The organism is Streptomyces sp. NPDC003042 (genome assembly GCF_053591315.1).
The window spans coordinates 71,604-89,461 of the sequence record NZ_JBSFTP010000002.1 but is presented as its reverse complement, the minus strand read 5'-3'; the positions used below and the strand labels follow the sequence as shown (position 1 = coordinate 89,461).

Annotated in this window: 17 protein-coding genes; 7 read left to right on the top strand and 10 right to left on the bottom strand. The window is 73.3% G+C overall.

Annotated features, from left to right (window positions below; all coding sequences use genetic code 11):
• Positions 1–2 precede the first annotated feature (2 nt).
• Together ACWDYJ_RS01725 and ACWDYJ_RS01720 are read left to right on the top strand one after the other, a co-directional pair.
• Entirely contained in the window at positions 3–935 is a 933-nt protein-coding gene (locus tag ACWDYJ_RS01725) for a pseudouridine-5'-phosphate glycosidase (protein ID WP_451563440.1), read from the top strand.
• Positions 932–1,846: a carbohydrate kinase family protein gene (locus ACWDYJ_RS01720; protein WP_451563439.1), complete on the top strand. Its 915-nt coding sequence runs from the start codon at positions 932–934 to the stop codon at positions 1,844–1,846. The genes ACWDYJ_RS01725 and ACWDYJ_RS01720 overlap by 4 nt, the downstream gene beginning before the upstream one ends.
• Before the next feature lie 35 nt (positions 1,847–1,881).
• Here the strand turns inward: ACWDYJ_RS01720 and ACWDYJ_RS01715 are convergent, their stop codons facing one another.
• Entirely contained in the window at positions 1,882–2,532 is a 651-nt protein-coding gene (locus ACWDYJ_RS01715) for a uridine kinase (protein ID WP_451563438.1), read from the bottom strand.
• 91 nt (positions 2,533–2,623) lie between these two features.
• Between ACWDYJ_RS01715 and ACWDYJ_RS01710 the strand changes: the two genes are divergently transcribed.
• Positions 2,624–4,069 (top strand): WGR domain-containing protein, encoded by a 1,446-nt coding sequence (locus ACWDYJ_RS01710; protein WP_451563437.1) that lies wholly within the window; start codon positions 2,624–2,626, stop codon positions 4,067–4,069.
• Between the two features lie 25 nt (positions 4,070–4,094).
• Here the strand turns inward: ACWDYJ_RS01710 and ACWDYJ_RS01705 are convergent, their stop codons facing one another.
• A complete protein-coding gene (locus ACWDYJ_RS01705; protein ID WP_451563436.1) occupies positions 4,095–4,463 on the bottom strand; it encodes a cupin domain-containing protein in 369 nt (122 codons plus the stop codon).
• A gap of 139 nt (positions 4,464–4,602) precedes the next feature.
• On the opposite strand from ACWDYJ_RS01705, the gene ACWDYJ_RS01700 reads away from it, so the two are divergent.
• Positions 4,603–5,256: a DUF2293 domain-containing protein gene (locus tag ACWDYJ_RS01700; protein WP_451563435.1), complete on the top strand. Its 654-nt coding sequence runs from the start codon at positions 4,603–4,605 to the stop codon at positions 5,254–5,256.
• Here the strand turns inward: ACWDYJ_RS01700 and ACWDYJ_RS01695 are convergent.
• From ACWDYJ_RS01695 to ACWDYJ_RS01680, 4 genes are all read right to left on the bottom strand, one after another.
• The gene (locus tag ACWDYJ_RS01695; protein ID WP_451563434.1) at positions 5,249–5,950 is read right to left on the bottom strand and encodes a chaplin family protein; all 702 of its coding nucleotides are present in this window, start codon (positions 5,948–5,950) and stop codon (positions 5,249–5,251) included. The two genes, ACWDYJ_RS01700 and ACWDYJ_RS01695, sit on opposite strands and share 8 nt — an antisense overlap.
• A gap of 330 nt (positions 5,951–6,280) precedes the next feature.
• A complete protein-coding gene (locus ACWDYJ_RS01690; protein WP_451563433.1) occupies positions 6,281–7,489 on the bottom strand; it encodes an SWIM zinc finger family protein in 1,209 nt (402 codons plus the stop codon).
• Positions 7,486–10,326: an SNF2-related protein gene (locus ACWDYJ_RS01685; protein WP_451563576.1), complete on the bottom strand. Its 2,841-nt coding sequence runs from the start codon at positions 10,324–10,326 to the stop codon at positions 7,486–7,488. Before ACWDYJ_RS01685 ends, ACWDYJ_RS01690 begins: the two co-directional genes overlap by 4 nt.
• A gap of 201 nt (positions 10,327–10,527) precedes the next feature.
• Positions 10,528–11,634: a helix-turn-helix domain-containing protein gene (locus tag ACWDYJ_RS01680; protein ID WP_451563432.1), complete on the bottom strand. Its 1,107-nt coding sequence runs from the start codon at positions 11,632–11,634 to the stop codon at positions 10,528–10,530.
• Positions 11,635–11,828: 194 nt separating this feature from the next.
• Between ACWDYJ_RS01680 and ACWDYJ_RS01675 the strand changes: the two genes are divergently transcribed.
• Both ACWDYJ_RS01675 and ACWDYJ_RS01670 read left to right on the top strand, forming a co-directional pair.
• Positions 11,829–12,443, top strand: coding sequence for a hypothetical protein (locus ACWDYJ_RS01675; RefSeq protein ID WP_451563431.1), 615 nt, complete (start codon positions 11,829–11,831; stop codon positions 12,441–12,443).
• Between the two features lie 94 nt (positions 12,444–12,537).
• Positions 12,538–12,798 (top strand): DUF6343 family protein, encoded by a 261-nt coding sequence (locus tag ACWDYJ_RS01670; RefSeq protein ID WP_451563430.1) that lies wholly within the window; start codon positions 12,538–12,540, stop codon positions 12,796–12,798.
• A 54-nt stretch (positions 12,799–12,852) separates the two neighbouring features.
• Here the strand turns inward: ACWDYJ_RS01670 and ACWDYJ_RS01665 are convergent, their stop codons facing one another.
• The 4 genes from ACWDYJ_RS01665 to rpsA all read right to left on the bottom strand — a co-directional run bounded on the left by ACWDYJ_RS01665 (position 12,853) and on the right by rpsA (position 16,670).
• Positions 12,853–13,293 carry a tetratricopeptide repeat protein gene (locus ACWDYJ_RS01665; RefSeq protein WP_451563429.1) on the bottom strand — a complete coding sequence of 147 codons (441 nt, stop codon included), beginning with the start codon at positions 13,291–13,293 and terminating at the stop codon, positions 12,853–12,855.
• Positions 13,294–13,345: 52 nt separating this feature from the next.
• Positions 13,346–13,945 carry a dephospho-CoA kinase gene (gene coaE / locus ACWDYJ_RS01660; RefSeq protein ID WP_451563428.1) on the bottom strand — a complete coding sequence of 200 codons (600 nt, stop codon included), beginning with the start codon at positions 13,943–13,945 and terminating at the stop codon, positions 13,346–13,348.
• A gap of 81 nt (positions 13,946–14,026) precedes the next feature.
• Positions 14,027–14,965, bottom strand: coding sequence for a PAC2 family protein (locus ACWDYJ_RS01655; protein ID WP_451563427.1), 939 nt, complete (start codon positions 14,963–14,965; stop codon positions 14,027–14,029).
• 184 nt (positions 14,966–15,149) lie between these two features.
• Positions 15,150–16,670, bottom strand: a complete 1,521-nt coding sequence (gene rpsA / locus ACWDYJ_RS01650) for a 30S ribosomal protein S1 (protein WP_451563426.1) — start codon at positions 16,668–16,670, stop codon at positions 15,150–15,152.
• Between the two features lie 339 nt (positions 16,671–17,009).
• Between rpsA and ACWDYJ_RS01645 the strand changes: the two genes are divergently transcribed.
• A complete protein-coding gene (locus tag ACWDYJ_RS01645) occupies positions 17,010–17,858 on the top strand; it encodes a class I SAM-dependent methyltransferase (RefSeq protein WP_451563425.1) in 849 nt (282 codons plus the stop codon).

Here is a 17,858-nt window from a genome sequence, read left to right as displayed (position 1 = left end):
ACATGCCACAGCACAGAGCATCCGAGGTCCCGGTCCTGTCGGAAGAGGTACGCGAGGCGCTCGCCGCCGGGCGGCCCGTCGTCGCCCTGGAGTCGACGATCATCTCGCACGGCCTGCCCCGGCCCCGCAACCTGGCGGTCGGCCTCGAACTGGAGGCCCTGGTCCGGGACGAGGGGGCGGTTCCGGCGACGATCGCGGTGGTGGACGGGGTGGCGTACGCCGGCCTCGACAAGGGGCGGCTGGAGCGGATCGCGGGCGGCGACGGCGTACGCAAGCTCGGCCACCGCGACCTGGCTCCCGCCCTCGCGACCGGAGCGACCGGGGCGACGACGGTGTCCGCCACCGCCTTCCTGGCCGCGCGGGCCGGGCTGCGGGTGTTCGCCACGGGCGGGCTGGGCGGCGTCCACCGCGAGTGGACACGGTCGCAGGACGAGTCGGCGGACCTGTCGCTGCTCGCGCGGACGCGCATCACCGTCGTGTGCGCCGGAGTGAAGTCGATCCTGGACGTGCCGGCCACCTTGCAACGGCTGGAAACCCTCGGGGTGGGCGTGCTCGGCTACAGGACGCGGCGATTCCCCGGGTTCTACCTGGCCGACTCCGGCGAGCCGGTCGACTGGACGGTGCACAGCCCGCAGGAGGTCGCCGCGGTGATGGCCGCTCAGGACGCCGTCGACGGCCCCGAGTCCGCCCTCCTGGTGGCGCAGCCGGTCCCGGAGGCGGAGCAGCTGGATCCGCAGCTCCACGACCGGGTCCTGGCCGAGGCGCTCGCCGAATGCCGGGAGCGGGGCATCACGGGGCAGGCGGTGACACCGTTCCTGCTGGCGTTCCTGGTAGAGGCGACCGCAGGCGCCTCCCTGGAGGCCAACCTGGCGGCGGTACGGGGCAACGTGCGGCTGGGGGCCCGGATCGCGGAGGCCTGGGCGGCCCGGGCATGACCGGGCCGCGACCCGGCGGACCGGGGGCGCTGCTGGTCGTCGGGGACGTGGTCACGGACGTCGTGGCGGTCCACCCGGAACCCCTCGACCCGGCCACCGACACCGCCGCCCGGATCCGCACCCTGCCGGGCGGCGCCGGGGCCAACGCAGCCTGCTGGGCCGCCCGCACGGGCACGGCGGAGGTGCGCCTGCTCGCCCGGGTCGGCTCCGACTCGGCACGGTGGCACGAGCGGGCCCTGGTCGAGGCGGGAGTCCGGCCCCGCCTCGTGGTCGACCCGGCCGAGCCGACCGGGACGGTCGTGGCGCTGGTCGGCAAGGACGCGGAGCGGACCTTCCTGACCGACAGCGGGGCCTCGCTGCGCCTGTGCCCCGCCGACTGGGCACCCGCCCTGCTGGACGGCGCCGCGCACCTGCACCTGTCCGGATACCTGTTCTTCGCCGACACCAGCCGGGAGCTGGCCCTGGTCGCGCTGCGGGCGGCGCGGACGCACGGGGTCGCGGTCAGCGTGGACCCCGCCTCGGCGGGGTTCCTGGCCGCACTGGGCCGCGAGCGCTTCCTGGCCGCCGTGGCCGGGATCGGCGTACTCCTGCCCAACGAGGACGAGGCCCGGCTGCTGGCCGGCCTGCCGGAGCCGGCCGGAGTGGCCCGGGCCGCGGCGGAACTGAGCCGGCGGATACCCCTGGTGGTGGTCACGCGCGGCGCGGGCGGAGCCCTGGTCGCCGAGGGAGGCCGGATCACCGCCGAGGTCGACGCGGAACCCGCCGAGGCGGTGGACTCCACGGGCGCCGGAGACGCCTTCACCGGCGGCTTCCTCGCCGCCCGCCTGTCCGGCGCGAACCCGTCGGAGGCCGCCCGCGCGGGCTGCCGCGCGGCGGCCGAGGCGGTCACGAGGCTGGGCGGTCGACCGTAGCCCGACCCGGCGGGAGGGGGCCGGCGCCGGTTCGGCTACGGACGGCCCCCTACACCGGTCCACGCCGGATGCCGCGGATCATCCGCCCTGACCAGCACGTCGGCGGCCGCCGCGGGGTCGGTCTCCCGCGCGTAACGGGCGTACGCGGGCAGGGTCCAGCGCTCGGACTCCGCCGTGCGCCGGGCCAGCGCCCCCGGCGAGAGGCTGATGTGCACGCTGAGGTCGAAGGGGAACCAGTGCCCCAGCAGCAGCGGGCCGTGCACGATCAGTACACCGCCCGGCGGCAGTTCGGCGTACGGGCTGCGGGTGGCCCGGTCGGTCACCGGGTCCCAGAGGTCGGGCAGCACCCGCCCGCTGCCCCCGGGATCGGTCGGGCCGAAGACCTCGCGCCACAGCGCGCCGGTGTCGTACCAGCCGCCGAGGTACGCGTCCACGTCCTCGCGCCCGAACTCGAACCGCAGCGACGCGGGCCGCAGGAACCCGTCCGCCGCGACCACCAGGGCCGGACGGCCGCGCGGACGCAGCGCCCCGGCGAGGTGCGCCGCGAGGACGCCGGTACCCGCGGCGGGCGCGCCGTCGATACCCACCCGCTGCCAACTCGGTTCCTCGGACGTCGTGTTCAGGTCGTCGAGGTGAGCGGCGAGCCGTTCGGCCATCCGCTGCCAGGTGATCGCTTCCAGCTGCACGACCCCATTGTCAGTGGTCGGCCTTAGCGTTTTTCACGAGGGATCACCGGGGACAGGAACCGGCGGCCCGGCCTTCGGGGAGGGGTCTGTCATGGCTCGGGAGACGACGTATCTGGAGCTGTCGCAGGAGGACGGCGCGGCGCACAAGTTCTACGAGGTCACGGTGGACGGCACCGCCGTCCGCGTGCGGTACGGCCGCATCGGCGCGGACGGCCAGCTCCAGAGCTCCTCCTTCCCGACCGCCGACAAGGCCCGTGCGGCCGCCGCGAAGAAGATCGGCGAGAAGGTCCGCAAGGGGTACGCGCCCGCCGTACGCGGTGTCCGCGCCGCCCGCTCGGTGACCCGCCGCCAGGTCACCTCGGCGCCCTCGACGGCGCGCGCGGTGGCTCCGGTGCTGTGGCGCTTCCGTACCGGCTCCTCGGCCTTCGGCATCCACGTGGACGAGGACCGCTGCTGGGTCGGCAACCAGGCCGGGGACGTCTACACCGTGAGTCACGCCGGCGAGGTGCTGGCCCGCTACTCGCTGCCGGACGGGGTCAAGTGCCTGGTGGCGGACGAGTTCTGGATATACGCGGGGTGCGACGACGGCACGGTGTACGACCTGTCGTCCAAGGTGCCGTTCGGGGCGTACGACATCGCGGCGGACGTGGACATCTTCTGGCTCGACATCCGCGAGGGCGTGCTGAACGTGTCCGACCGCAACGGCGGGCTGACGGTCATCGACCACGAGGACGAGTTCCAGTGGTCGCGGCGTTCGGCCGGGTCCAACGCGTGGATGGTCCGGGCGGACGAGCGGGCCGTCTACCACGGTCACAGCCAGGGCGTGACGGCCTACGCCCCCGACGGCGGCGGCGAGTTGTGGCACACCGCCACCAACGGTTCGGTGCTGTTCGGCTGGCAGGAGCAGGACGCCGTGTACGCGGGGACCGGCCGCAACACCGTGCAGCGGCTGTCGAAGGCGACGGGCGCGGTGGAGGCCTCGTACCGGTGCGACGCGGCCGTCTACTCGTGCGCGACCTCGCCGGACGGGCGGCACGTGTTCGCCGGTGACCTCGCCTCGTCGGTGTACTGCTTCGACTCCTACGGGCAGCGGCTGTGGAAGCTCGGTACGGGCAGCGGGGCGGCGTTGTCGATGCAGTACCTGGACGGGCGGCTGTACCTGGTCACGACGGACGGCTCGCTGGTGTGCGTGGACGCGAGCGAGGCGGCGATCGCGGCGGCTCAGCAGGGCTCAGTCCCGGCGCCGGTGGATGTGAAGTCCGCGGCGGCCCTGCCGGTCTTCACCCCGGCGGCCTCGGCTTCGGCGGTGGCGACGGTCTCGGTGGCCGCGGTCCCGGCCGGCGGGGTGGTGGTCGAGTGCGTCCAGCAGGGCGGCCGGATGCGGGTGCAGGTGGTGTCGGGTGGCTTCGACCCCGCGTGGAACGTGCAGTTCCCGCGCGGCATCCGGGAGGCCGGGGCGCGCTACGTGGTGGACGGGCTGCACCCCGCGTCCGGTGGCTTCTACCGGGTGCGCGGGGAGATACGCCGACTGGTCTGAGCGGCCCCGGTACAAGCCGGGCGGTTCACCGGTCATGCTCGGGGCAGCCGCACGGCGTAGCACCGGGCGGGGTCGCGACGGGCACCGACAGGACGGCGTCCGCGGCGAGGTGGCTGGTCACCTGGAGGACGATCGGCTCGGTGCCGAGGTTGCGGCCGAGGTGTATGTGCCCGATCCCCTCCGGTTCGACGAAGGTGTCCCCCGCCGTGTGCACCTCGATCGAGTCGTCGCTCAGGATCCTGGTCAGTGTCCCTGACTTGACCACGGCCATCAGCAGCACGCGGTGGTAGTGCCAGCCCGTGCAGCCACCGGGCTCTATGACGATCTCCCGGACTATGAGGTCCGAGGTCCGCGTCGCTCTCGGGCGCCGCGCCGTCGCCTGCCTTCCACCCATGTGCCCTCCTCCGTGAGCCCACCGCTGCCCACTTGACTGACGGTAGGGGGACATCATGGCGTCGAGGGAGAGTCGGTGAAAGACGAACAACCCATATCCGTAAAGTGATATACGCACCGGTTGGCGGTATCACCTCGTCATGAGTCTCGTCGTTTTCGAGTCGCGGAAGCAGATCCATTGCGCCGACTGCCGCCAGGGCCCGCTCCGGCGTCTCGTCCGCGAAGCCGGGGTGCCCCGCTGCCTGGACTGCGCCGATCTCGGGCACCTGGTCTACCTGCCGCGCGGCGACGCAGCGCTCACCCGACGGGCCCGGGAGGCCAGTTCGCTCTCCGCCGTCGTCCTGCGCCGGCACAAGCGCCGCCGCCGCTACGAACGCCAGGGACTGCTGGTCGAGGAGGCGGCCCTGGCCCGCGCCGAGCGCGCCTGCCTCGCGGACGCCGAGGCGCGGGCCCGCCGCCGGGAGCGCGACCGGCTGCGCCGTGCGGCCGAGGACACCCGGTTCACCGCGGCCTTCGCCGCCGAGATCCGGCGGCTGTTCCCCGGGTGTCCGGCCGACCGCGCCCAGGCCATCGCCGCTCACGCCTCGCAGCGCGGCAGCGGCCGGGTCGGGCGCAGCGCGGCCGGCCGTGCCCTCGACGAGCAGGCGGTGTCGATGGCCGTACGGGCGGCCGTGCGGCACACCGACACCGAGTACGACGCCCTGCTGATGGCGGGGATCCCCCGCTTCGCGGCCCGGGCCCGCCTGGCGGCACGGATCGACGCGGTCCTGGACGGCTGGCGCCCGGCTAGTTGAGGCGGAAGCGGCGGTACAGCAGTGCCCCGCCGAGCAGCAGCGCACCGCCGCCGGGCAGCAGGTAGCCGACGCCGTCGGATCCGGTGTGGGCGAGGGCCGAGATGGGGCGGGGCTCCGCGGAGGGGGCGGACGCCGTGGGCGGAGCGGTCGGGGCCACCGGCCGCTCGGTGGTGGGCGGCTGGGGCGGCTTGCCGCCGGTGGGGGGCTGCCCGTTGACGGAGGTGTTCCCGTGGGAGCTGTTGCCGACCCCGACGACGCTCACCGCGTTGCCGCTGACGTTCAGCGGCAACTCCACGGGAAGCTGGAGGCCGTTGCCGGAGAGCAGCCCCGGCGAATCCTTTCCGCGCCCGTCGGCCACGGATCCTCCGCCGCCGGCGGCCCCGGGTTTCGACGGGTGCGGAGCCGGATGCGAGGGCCCCGGCCCCAGATTCCCGCCGCCCCCGGGCGCCCCGTTGCCACAGCTGTTCCCGGCGGCCGAGTTGAGCACGCCGATCACGCTCACCGTGTTGCCGCACACATTGACCGGGGTGTGCACGGGCAGTTGCACCAGGTTCCCGGAGAGCAGCCCCGGCGAACGCTCCGTGCGCCCACCCGCGTCCGCATCGGCGTGGGCGAGGCCGCCCACCCCCGCGACCGCCAGTCCACCGCCCGCGACCATCGCCGCGATCAAGCCATTCCGACGACTGTGACGCATCAGTTTTCCTGCCTTCCGGAGGGTTTACGGGCATCACGCCCGCACCGGAGACAACGCCCTTGAACCCGTTCGGGTTATAGAGCCGGTAGGCATTTCACTCCATCGTGTACTGGGTAGTACTTACTTCATGACTGAACGACCGCGGCTCCTGCTTGACGTGGACGGCCCGCTCAACCCCTTCCGCTCCCCCTTCGCAGGCCTGCGCGGCTACACGAGTCACCGGATGCGTCCAGCCCTCTGGACGTCGCGTCGCGACCCGGAGTCCCGGCCCCCGGTTGCTGGCTCTGCCCTGCGAACTCGCTCCTCCTGACGGGCGACGGAGCCGGTCCGTCAGCGGGCGAGCGCGGTGACCGGGTCCGGGGAGGGGGTGGCGGGAGTGGGCCACCAGTCGTCGTCGTCCGGGCGGGACTCGTAGGCGTACCAGAGACCCTCGCGGCTCAGGCGGAGCTGGCGGGTGTGACAGGTGAGGCGGTTGCGCTCCGGGCGGAAGGAACCCCGGCCGGCCGCCACGAGGGCGGGGCCGGCCCGGTCGAAGGGGCCGGCCGGAGGGTCCCACGGCTCGTCGAGGACGGTCAGGGCGGGCAGGCCACCCTGCCGCCAGGCGGCGGCGGCACGGGCCAGGTCGGTGGTGCTTCGGCCGGTGGCCCGGGCCAGGTCACGGTAGAGGGCGCGGGCGGGGCCGGTGAGCCCGGCGGTGGGATGCGCGGAGGCGAGCCGGACGGCGTCCTGCCACAGGGTGAGGTCACCGGTCGGGTCGGCTCCCGCGGTGAGCAGGGCGAGGGCGCGGGCGGCGGCATCGGTCGCGAGCTGGTCCAGGGCCAGCGGGTCCGGAGCGGCCGGGTCGGACGGGTAGGCGGGCGGCAGGCCCACGGCGGTGGGCGCGGCGAGCGGAGCGGGCAGCGGGGGCAGGCTGGTGCGGGCCACGGCCGCGCGGGCCTGGACGCCGGGGAAGTCCGGTGCGGCGCCGGGCTGTTCACGGGCGGCATGGGCGGCACTGCGCCGGGCCAGCTCGTCGAGCAGCTCCCGCTCCCCCCGCCCGCGCAGGAGCAGCAGGACGAAGGGGTCCTCGTCGAGCAGCCGGGCCGCCCGGTAGCAGAGGGCGGCGGCGTGCTTGCAGGGCGGACGGGCCAGGTCGGGGCAGGAGCAGCGCGGCACGAGCTCGCCCGCCAGGGGCAGGATCGTCTCCGCGAGGGACTGCGGGACCTCCCTCTCCAGCAGCGCCGCGAGCGCCGCGGGATCCGCGGCCACCGTCTCCAGGACCTCGGCCCACTCGGTGTCGGTGAAGGCGCCGAGGGCCAGCTCGGTGCGGTACGGGCGGGGCCGACTGCCCCGGACGTACGCCACGATCCGGCCGGGGGTGATCGTGACCGCGTCGACGCGGCCCCCGGTGGCGTACGTACGGCCGCGGGCCAGCCGGGCCGCGTCCTGCGCACGCTCCTCCAGTGCGGCCACCCAGGCCTTGCCCCACCAGGTCGCGGCCTCCTCCCCGTCGGGCACGGTCTCGAAGGTGCGGCGGCGGTCGTCGCGCGCGGTGATCACGCCGGCCTCCGCAGCGAGACGAGATCGGCCAGCTCGCGGTCGGTCAGCTCGGTGAGCGCCGACTCGCCGGAGCCGAGGACGGCGTCGGCCAGGGCCCGCTTGGCCTCCAGCATCTCGGCGATGCGGTCCTCGACGGTTCCCTCGGCGATGATCCGGTGGACCTGGACGGGCTGGGTCTGGCCGATCCGGTAGGCCCGGTCGGTGGCCTGCTCCTCGACGGCCGGGTTCCACCAGCGGTCGTAGTGGATGACATGCCCGGCGCGGGTGAGGTTCAGCCCGGTACCGGCCGCCTTGAGGGAGAGCAGGAAGACCGGGACCTCACCCGACTGGAAGCGGTCCACGAGCTCCTCGCGCCGGGGGACGGGCGTCCCACCGTGCAGGAACTGGTGGGAGATGCCCCGGGCGGACAGGTGCCGCTCGATGATCCGGCCCATCGTCACGTACTGGGTGAAGATCAGCACCGCGCCGTCCTCGGCGAGGATCGTGTCCAGGAGCTCGTCCAGCAGGGCGAGCTTGCCCGAGCGGTGAGCGATCCGGGGCGCCTCCTGCTTCAGGCTGTGCTCTTTGAAGCTGTGCTCTTTCAAACTGTGCTCTTTCAAATACTGAGCCGGGTGGTTGCAGATCTGCTTCAGCGAGGCCAGCAGCTTCATGATCATGCCGCGCCGCTCCATGCCCTCGCTCGCCTCGATCACGGCCATCGCCTCCTCCACCGCCGCCTGGTAGAGCGAGACCTGTTCCCGGGTGAGGGACACCGGATGGTCGGTCTCGGTCTTCGGCGGCAACTCGGGCGCGATACCCGGGTCGGACTTCTTGCGACGCAGCAGGAACGGCCTGACCAGCGCGGCCAGTCGGGCCACCGCCTCCTGGTTGCCTCCGTCCTCCTCCTGCTGGTGCTCCACCGGGCGCGCGTGGCGGGCCCGGAAGCTGGTGAGCGGGCCGAGCAGTCCCGGCGTCGTCCAGTCGAGCAGCGCCCACAGTTCCGAGAGGTTGTTCTCCACCGGGGTGCCCGTCAGGGCCACCCGGGCCGGGGCCTGGATCGTGCGCAGCGCCTTCGCCGTCGCCGAATGCGGGTTCTTGACGTGCTGGGCCTCGTCCGCGACGACCATGCCCCAGCTCTGCTCGGCCAGCCGGGCCGCTGCGGCGCGCATCGTCCCGTACGTCGTGAGGACGAAGCCCCCGGCCAGCCCGTCCAGGCTGCGGCCCGCGCCGTGGAAGCGGCGTACGGGGGTGCCGGGCGCGAATCTCTCGATCTCCCGCTGCCAGTTGCCCAGCAGCGAGGCCGGGCAGACGACGAGGGTGGGCTCCGGGTGGTCGCGGTGCAGGTGGAGGGCGATGAGGGTGACCGTCTTGCCGAGGCCCATGTCGTCGGCGAGGCAGCCGCCCAGACCGAGCGAGGTCATCAGGTCCAGCCAGGCCAGCCCGCGCAGCTGATAGTCGCGCAACGTGGCCTTCAGCGTGGCGGGCGGCGCGATCGGGGTCAGTTCGCCGGTCAGCCGGTCCCGCAGGGCGGCCAGCGCTCCCACCGGAACCGCCCGCACCTGCTCCCCGTCGATCTCGGCCGTCTCGCTCAGTACGGTGGCCAGCGCGTCCACCGGGTCCAGCAGCCCCAGCTCCCGCTTGCGCGCCTTGCGCACCAGCTCGGGATCGACCCGCACCCACTGGTCGCGCAGCCGCACCACGGGCCGGTGTGCCTGCGCGAGCGCGTCCATCTCGCCCGGGGTGAGCCGGTCGCCGCCCAGCGCGAGCTCCCAGGAGAAGGCGAACAGCCCGGCCGCGTCGAAGAACGCCGTGCCGTCCGTGGCGGATCCGGGCGCGGTCGAGCGTACGACGGCGGTCGCGGACAGCGTACGAGCCAGCTCGCGCGGCCAGTGGACCAGCACCCCGGCCGCGGCCAGCCGGGTCGCGGTCACGCCCAGCAGGTCCTCCAGCTCGGGATCGCAGAGCGCCAGGGAATCGGGAACCGGCTGGTCGAGCAGGCGCAGCAGCGGCGGCCAGACCCGGGCGGCCCGGCGCAGCGCGAGGACGGCGTCGATCCGGGCACGCGGGCCGAAGCCGGCGGCGGCAGCGCCCGCCCATAGCTGCGCCGCGTCGGTCACCAGGGTCGGATCGGCGAGGCTGTGCACCTGGACCACGGCGGCCCCGGCCCGGCGGACGTCCGGCGCCTCGGCCTCGTCGAACAGGCGGAAGGAGGACAGGTCGAGCCGCAGCGAGATTCCCACCCCGGCATCGGCGCCGGCCGCGACCTGCGCGGCCCACTCCTGTATCCCGGGCACCCGCTGGGGCTCCTGCGCGGCGAACGGTCTCCCGGCGGCGAACGGCGCGGCCAGCGTACGGGGCAGGCTGTCGGCGACGGCGTCGAGGAACGCCCGGACCAGCGCCTCCGGTTCCGGCAGGGTCAGCGGGCGGCGCCCGGCGAGCGGCGTGGCGTACCCCTCGTGGGGCAGGGCGGCGGCGATGGCGCGCAGGTGTCCGACATCCTCGGCGTCGAGCGGCCCGGCGCGCCAGGCGTCCACGCCTTCGGGGGTGAGGCCGGGCAGGAGCCGGCCGCGCGCGGTGAGGACGAGCGCCTGCGCGGCGGCGGTGCCCCAGGCACGGGTGGCGGGGTGGGCGGCCGGGCTGCGGGCGGCCCGTATGAGCAGGGGCAGGACCGCCACGACGGAGAGGGTCACGGCGGGCACGGTGCGGGTGCGCACACCGTCGCCGTGCGGCCGGACCACCTGGAGCGTCTGCGGCGTCCCGGCCTCGGGCAGTGGCTCTCCCTCGGGGCACCAGAAGGCGACCCGCCCTTCGCGGGGGACCGCGGCGGGAAGGAACACGGCGGCCCGGCGAAGCAACAGCGGGTGCGGCTGTGCTCGTGGCTGTTCTTCTGGCTGTGGCTCTGACTGTGGCTGTGGCTGTAGCTGCGGCTTCACGGTGTCCCCCTCCCTCGTCCTCGGCTCCGCCCGCTCATGGCGGATCCACTGCCGCCGAGTCTAGGCGCGACCACTGACAATGGCGCTGACCTGCGGGTACACCCCACGGGCACCGCGCAGCCGCCTTCAGCTCGCCCAGCGGCCCAGTTCGCTCGCGAAGCCGTACTCCGGCCGCCCCGTCGTGGCGCTCGTGCGCCAGGGGACGCCGTTGTCGTCCAGGCGCAGGGTGCCGGACCCGCCGGGACCGGTCCACCGCAGGTCGAGGTACCAGTCGCAGTCGCAGCCCGTGGCCGCCGCCTCCACCCGCAGCACGGCCGGTTCCGCCGCCGAGACGCGCAGCGGGAAGGCCGGGGCCGGGACCGGTTCCCCGGAGTCGTTCCCCGCGACGGCCCGCGCCAGCGGCCTCGGCGCGTCCAAGTTGACCGCGAAGCCGGCCGGGGTCAGTGCCCCGCCGCAGCCCTGGGACATCTGGTAGACGTTCCAGGCCGGCGGGGTCCGCCGCGCGGCGACCCGTACCTCCAGGTCCTGGAGGACCACCGCCCCCTCCCCCGTCCCGTGCACAGTGACCTCCACGATCTGGGTCCGGGCGTGCACGGCTCCCTGTGCCCGCGCCCAGGCGGGCGCGTCCGCCTCCACCGGCGGCGGGGGCACGGTGGCCGGGGCCCGCGTGGAGAGGTAGGCGTGGTCACAGCCCGCCGCCCACACATGCGACCGTACGACCGCCTTGAGCGGCGTCACGGGCGCGGGAGCCGGCGAAGCCGGGGCCGCGCCCTGCGTCGGGCCCGCCTGCGGCGTACGGGCCTGCGGCGTACGCGGCTCCGGGCCGGCCGCGGCCAGCATCCCCACCGCGACCGCTCCGGCCACCGCCCCCGCCGCGACCACCGCGACCGACCGCCGCCGCCGGTACCAGGGCCGCCGGACGACCGGCTCCCGCTCCACGACCGGCTCGACACGCGGCTCGACAACCGGCTCCGTGAAAGACCGCGCACCGCGCCGCGCGTCCGCCAGGAGCCAGGCCCGGTGCAGGTCCACGGCCTCCTCCCGCGTCGCCCCGCAGGCCCGCGCGAAGCGGTCCACCGTCGCGAACTCCGTCGGCACCGCCTCCCCGTTGCAGTACCGGTGCAGGGTCGACGTACTCGTGTGCAGCGTGCGCCCGAGCGACCCGTAGCTGAGTCCCGCGCGCTCCTTCAGCTCCCGCATCCGCCGCGCGAAGATCTCCGTCTCCGCCGGCACGGACCGTTCCGCCTCGTCCACAGCGCTCCCCCCGTCCCGTGAATCCGTTCCATGCGTGGGGTGTTCCCCCAGGTGACGGCGTCCACGGCCGTTCCAGTGTCCCGGATCCGTCCCGTTCCGTCGCCTGACGCCCCGTGGCGGGGAAGGCTGTTCACGCTGTCGTACCTCAACCGCACTCGTACGGGGAGAACACCGTGTTCCGACGCTCCAGCACCTCGGCCCTCGCCACCGCCGTCCTCGCGGCGGCAGCCGCCCTGCTCCTCACCGCCTCCACCACCGCCGCGGCCGCGGCCGCGCCCGGCTTCATCAACGGCACCGACCTGCCGCCGCACCCCTCATCCCCCTGGTACACCGGCAAGGTCACCCAGGGGCTGCCCGAGAACGCCCCGTTCTGCCTGGAGGGGGTGCTTCCGACGGCCGGCAGCTGGCACCGTTCCTTCGGCACCGAGTTCGACACCGGCGCCGTCCAGATCTCCGTACGGTCCGCCTCGGGTTCCGCGGCCGCCCGGCTCGCGGCCACCTTGGAGCGGAAGGTCGCGGCCTGCGCGGCCGACTGGCTGCGTACGACGCCGGGCGGGACGGCATCCTGGCAGGACTACGGGACGCTGTCCGTCGAGGAAGGCGCGCACGTCTACGGGGTCCACACCTCCATGCCGGAATCCGAGCCGGGTGTGCACCTGTACGGGATCGGGCGCGACGGGTCCACCGTGACGGTCGTGAAGTGGGGGCAGATGGGCCACCTGACCGACGCTCCCGTGCCCGCCTTCCAGAAGACGACCACCACGGCCGTCAGGAAGCTCACCCCGTAGCAGCGCGGACAGCGCGGACAGCCCGTACATCCGGTCGTCCCACCGCGCGTGGCACCATGGATCTGAGGCCTCACCCCAGGACGAGGCGGTGCGCATGCGTTCCGGAAACGAGCCCGTGACCGCCCGCAGCCCGCTGCGGCTGCGGTTCTGGCTGAGCCTGTGGGGGCTGATCTGGGGCGCCGGCGGGGCGGCCGCCTTCTCGCTGGCCGGCCGTCCCGGGTGGGCGGCCGCCTGCGCGGCCGTCGCGCTGCTGGCCACCGTGGACATGCTCGTCGTGGTCCGGCACATCCACCAGGGCGCGCACTACCAGCCCGGCCGGGACGTGCCACCGTACGAGCCGCCGCACAACCGCTGAGGCCCGGCCTCGGTCCCCGGCCCCAGGCCTCGGTCCCTGGCTCGATCCCCGGCCTCAGTCCTCGAAGCGCGCCGCCGCCAGGTACTCGGGCTGCGGGTCCAAGGCCGCGGCGAGGCGGAAGTGCCGACGGGCCTGCTCCCGCTTCCCCGACCGCTCATGAGTACGGGCGAGCGCGAAGTGGGCGAAGGCGTTGTCCGGCTCCCGTTCGAGCACCAGCTCGAATTCCAGCTCCGCCGGACGCAGCTGCGCCGCCGCGAAGAAGGCCCGGGCACGCAGCAGCCGGGCCGCGGTGTTCTCGGGGTGGGCGGCTATGACCGAGTCGAGCAGCTTGACCGCGCCGCGCGGGTCGCGCGCGGCCAGCAGCTGCTCGGCGGCCCGGTAGTCGATGACGTGCGTCTCGGGGCTCGCCAACCTGGACGGCCCTGATCGGGAGGACGAGGACGACGACGAGGACGACGAGGGCGGCGGCTCCGGCGGGGGCGTGGTGTCGGACATGCTGTCTTTCCTTCCCTCTTACGAGCGCGTTCAACGCTCGCCGCCGATTCCGCTATTCCACGGCCCGCGCGGTGAGCTCCTCCCACACCTTGCGCACCTGCGGCTCCAGCGCCTCGAGCGGCCCGTCGTTGTCGATCACGAGCGTGGCCACCGCCAGCCGCTGCTCCCGCGTGGCCTGCGCGGCCATGCGGGCCCGCGCCTCCTCCTCGGTCATGCCGCGCAGTGCGGTCAGCCGGGCGAGCTGCGTCTCGGGGGTCGCGTCCACGACCACGACCAGGTCGTACAGCGGCGCGAGGCCGTTCTCGGCGAGCAGCGGTACGTCGTGCACCACGATCGCGTCGGGCCCGGCCGCCGCCTCCAGCTCCGCGGACCGGGCGCCGACCAGCGGGTGCACGATCGCGTTCAGGATCCGGAGCTTCGCCGGGTCGGCGAACACGATCGACCCCAGCTTCGGCCGGTCCAGCGCGCCCTCCGCGGTGAGCACCGACTCGCCGAAGGCCTCCACCACGGCCGCGAGGCCGGGCGTACCGGGCTCCACGACCTCCCGCGCGATCCGGTCGGCGTCCACGACGACCGCCCCGTATCCGGCCAGCAGCCGTGAGACCTCGCTCTTGCCGGCACCGATTCCGCCTGTCAGGCCCACTTTCAGCATGCTCAGCACCCTAGAGCCCGCCTGCCCGGTCCTGCCAGGCCCCTCCCCCCAGCGCCGAAGGACGCCGGAAAGCCCCCGCGCCTACAGCTCGCCCTCGCGCTCCGCCAGGAACCGCTCGAACTCCCGCCCGATCTCGTCCGCCGACGGGATCTCGGCCGGCTCGGCCATCATGTTGCCCCGGGTCTCGGCTCCGGCCGCGGCGTCGTACTGGTGCTCCAGCCCCTGGACCAGGCTGACGAGCTCCTCGTCGCCCTCCCGGATCTGCCGGTCGATCTCCGTCTGCGTACGGTGCGCCTCGGTCCGCAGGGCGTGTGCCACGGCGGGCAGGACGAGCCCGGTCGCGGCCGTGATCGCCTCCAGCACGGTCAGCGCCGCGTCCGGGTACGGGGAGCGCGCGACGTAGTGCGGTACGTGTGCGGCGACGCCCAGCACGTCGTGCCCCCACTGGCCGAGGCGGAACTCGACGAGGGACTCCGCGCTGCCCGGTACCTGCGCCTCGTCGAAGGGGCTGCGGTGGCCGGGCATGAGGTCGGTCCGGTTGCCGTGCGGGGTGATGCCGACGGGCCTGGTGTGCGGGACGCCCATGGGGATGCCGTGGAAGTTGACCGAGAGCCGGACTGCGAGCCGCTCGACGATCTGCCGGACGGCGAGCGCGAAGCGCTCCCACTCCACGTCGGGCTCCGGCCCGGAAAGGAGCAGGAAGGGCGCGCCGGTGGCGTCCTGGACGAGGCGCAGCTCCAGCCGGGGCTCCTCGAACTCGGTCCAGCGGTCGCGCTGGAAGGTCAGCAGCGGGCGGCGCGCCCGGTAGTCCACCAGCCGGTCCGCGTCGAAGCGGGTCACCACCTGGTGGGGCAGGGTGTCGAGGAGCCGCTCGACGATCTGCTCCCCGGCCTCGCCGGCGTCGATGTACCCCTCGAAGTGGTAGAGCATGACCAGTCCGGCCGAGTCCTGGGCGAGCGCCAGGTCAGCCACCGCCAGACCCTTGGCGTCCCATTCGTACAAACCCTGTGGATCAAGCACCCTCACCACTCCTCCCTCGCGCCGTGTTCTCAGCGAAGAACGTCCAAGGGGGCGTCCACATTCCCCAGTTGGCCCTCTTCACGAGACTTCATGGGAAACGCGGGAACGCGGTAAGGCCCGCCCCCCGAAGGGGACGGGCCTTACCGTTCAGCTCAGCTCAGCTCAGCTCAGCTGCGCACTGCGATCAGCTCTGGCCGCCGGCCAGCTTCTCGCGGAGCGCGGCCAGGGCCTCGTCCGACGCCAGGGCGCCGGAGGTCTCGTCCGACTCCGAGGAGTACGAACCACCGGAGAGGCTGGCGCCGCCACCGGCGTTGCCACCGCTGGCGGCCGGGGCGGCAGCGCCCTCGGCAGCAGCGGCCTCGTCGGCCTCGCGGCTCTTGATGACCTGCGCCTGGTGCTGCTCGAAGCGGACCTGCGCCTCGGCGTACTGGCGCTCCCACGTCTCGCGCTGGGTGTCGAAGCCCTCGAGCCAGTCGTTGGTCTCGGGGTCGAAGCCCTCGGGGTAGATGTAGTTGCCCTGGTCGTCGTAGGACGCGGCCATGCCGTACAGGGTCGGGTCGAACTCGACCGACGCCGGGTCGGCACCGAAGGACTCGTTGGCCTGCTTCAGCGACAGCGAGATCCGGCGACGCTCGAGGTCGATGTCGATGACCTTGACGAAGATCTCGTCGTTGACCTGGACGACCTGCTCCGGGATCTCCACGTGGCGCTCGGCCAGCTCGGAGATGTGGACCAGACCCTCGATGCCCTCGTCCACGCGGACGAACGCACCGAACGGAACCAGCTTGGTGACCTTACCCGGGACGACCTGGCCGATCTGGTGCGTCCGGGCGAACTGCTGCCACGGGTCTTCCTGCGTCGCCTTCAGCGACAGGGAGACACGCTCGCGGTCCATGTCCACGTCGAGAACCTCGACGGTGACCTCCTGGCCGACCTCGACAACCTCGGACGGGTGGTCGATGTGCTTCCAGGACAGCTCGGAGACGTGCACGAGACCGTCGACGCCACCCAGGTCCACGAAGGCACCGAAGTTGACGATCGAGGAAACGACGCCGGAGCGGACCTGACCCTTCTGCAGGGTGGTGAGGAACGTCTGGCGAACCTCGGACTGGGTCTGCTCGAGCCAGGCGCGGCGGGACAGGACCACGTTGTTGCGGTTCTTGTCCAGCTCGATGATCTTCGCCTCGAGCTCCTTGCCCACGTAGGGCTGGAGGTCGCGGACACGACGCATCTCGACGAGAGAGGCCGGCAGGAAGCCACGGAGGCCGATGTCGAGGATGAGACCACCCTTGACGACCTCGATGACGGTACCGGTGACGATGCCGTCTTCTTCCTTGATCTTCTCGATCGTGCCCCAGGCACGCTCGTACTGAGCGCGCTTCTTGGACAGGATCAGACGGCCTTCCTTGTCCTCCTTCTGGAGAACCAGGGCCTCGATCTCGTCGCCGACCTTGACGACGTCGTTCGGGTCGACGTCGTGCTTGATCGAGAGCTCGCGGCTCGGGATCACGCCCTCCGTCTTGTAACCGATGTCGAGGAGAACCTCGTCCCGGTCCACCTTGACGATGACGCCGTCGACGATGTCGCCGTCGTTGAAGTACTTGATCGTCTCGTCGATTGCCGCGAGGAACGCGTCCGCGTCGCCGATGTCGTTGACCGCTACCTGCGGAGGGGTGGTGGCGGTGGTCTCGGTGCTGCTCGTCATGTGGGAAAGGGCTCCGGTTACGGACAGAAAGTCGTAGGTACTGCTACGCCGGAGCCCTTATCGGCATCTGCCGAGAAGCCGGACAGCCAAGGAAGCCCAGACTCCCCGCGAAGGGAAGGGCCTCGAAAACCGAGGGGACATCGACAGATGCAAGCGCAGCCTGCTAGGTCTGAGGAGCACAGGCTCGCAGCGCAACTTGTAGCATACGGGGGCAGCCGGACAGGGTCAATGCGCGAAGGCGCACACCCCGGGCAGATCACCGCGTTACCGGCACAATTCGTGGGCGCTTCCGCCCCGATGAGCATCCGCAGCCATTCGCAGACTACGACGACGGGCCCCATGAACCAAGAGGACTACGACCCCCAAGATGCCTCCGAGGCCGGCATCGTCCCCGAGGACGACGCGGAGGCCACACGGCGTGACACCGGGGACGCGGAGAGCAGTCGGGCGAGCCGCGGCTGGTGGGACCGCAACGCGGACGAGTACCAGAGCGAGCACGGCGCCTTCCTCGGCGACGACCGCTTCGTGTGGGGGCCCGAAGGCCTGGACGAGGCGGAGGCCGGGCTCCTCGGCCCCGCCGCCTCCCTGAAGAACAAGGACGTCCTGGAGATCGGCGCCGGCGCCGCCCAGTGCTCGCGCTGGCTCGCCGCCCAGGGCGCCCGCCCGGTCGCCCTCGACCTCTCCCACCGCCAGCTCCAGCACGCCCTGCGCATCGGCGCGGACGTCCCGCTCGTCGAGGCCGACGCCGGACGCCTGCCCTTCCGCGACGGCTCCTTCGACCTGGCCTGCTCCGCGTACGGCGCGGTCCCCTTCGTCGCCGACCCGGTGAACGTCATGCGCGAGGTGCACCGCGTGCTGCGCCCCGGCGGCCGCTGGGTCTTCTCCGTCACCCACCCCATCCGCTGGGCCTTCCCCGACGAGCCCGGCCCGGAGGGGCTGTCCGTCGCCGCCTCCTACTTCGACCGGACCCCGTACGTCGAGCAGGACGAGCAGGGCCGGGCCGTGTACGTCGAGCACCACCGCACCCTCGGCGACCGCGTCCGGGACGTGGTGGCGGGCGGCTTCCGCCTGCTGGACCTCGTCGAGCCGGAGTGGCCGGAGTGGAACAGCCAGGAGTGGGGCGGCTGGTCCCCGCTGCGCGGCAACTTGATCCCGGGCACCGCGATCTTCGTCTGCGAGCGCGACTGA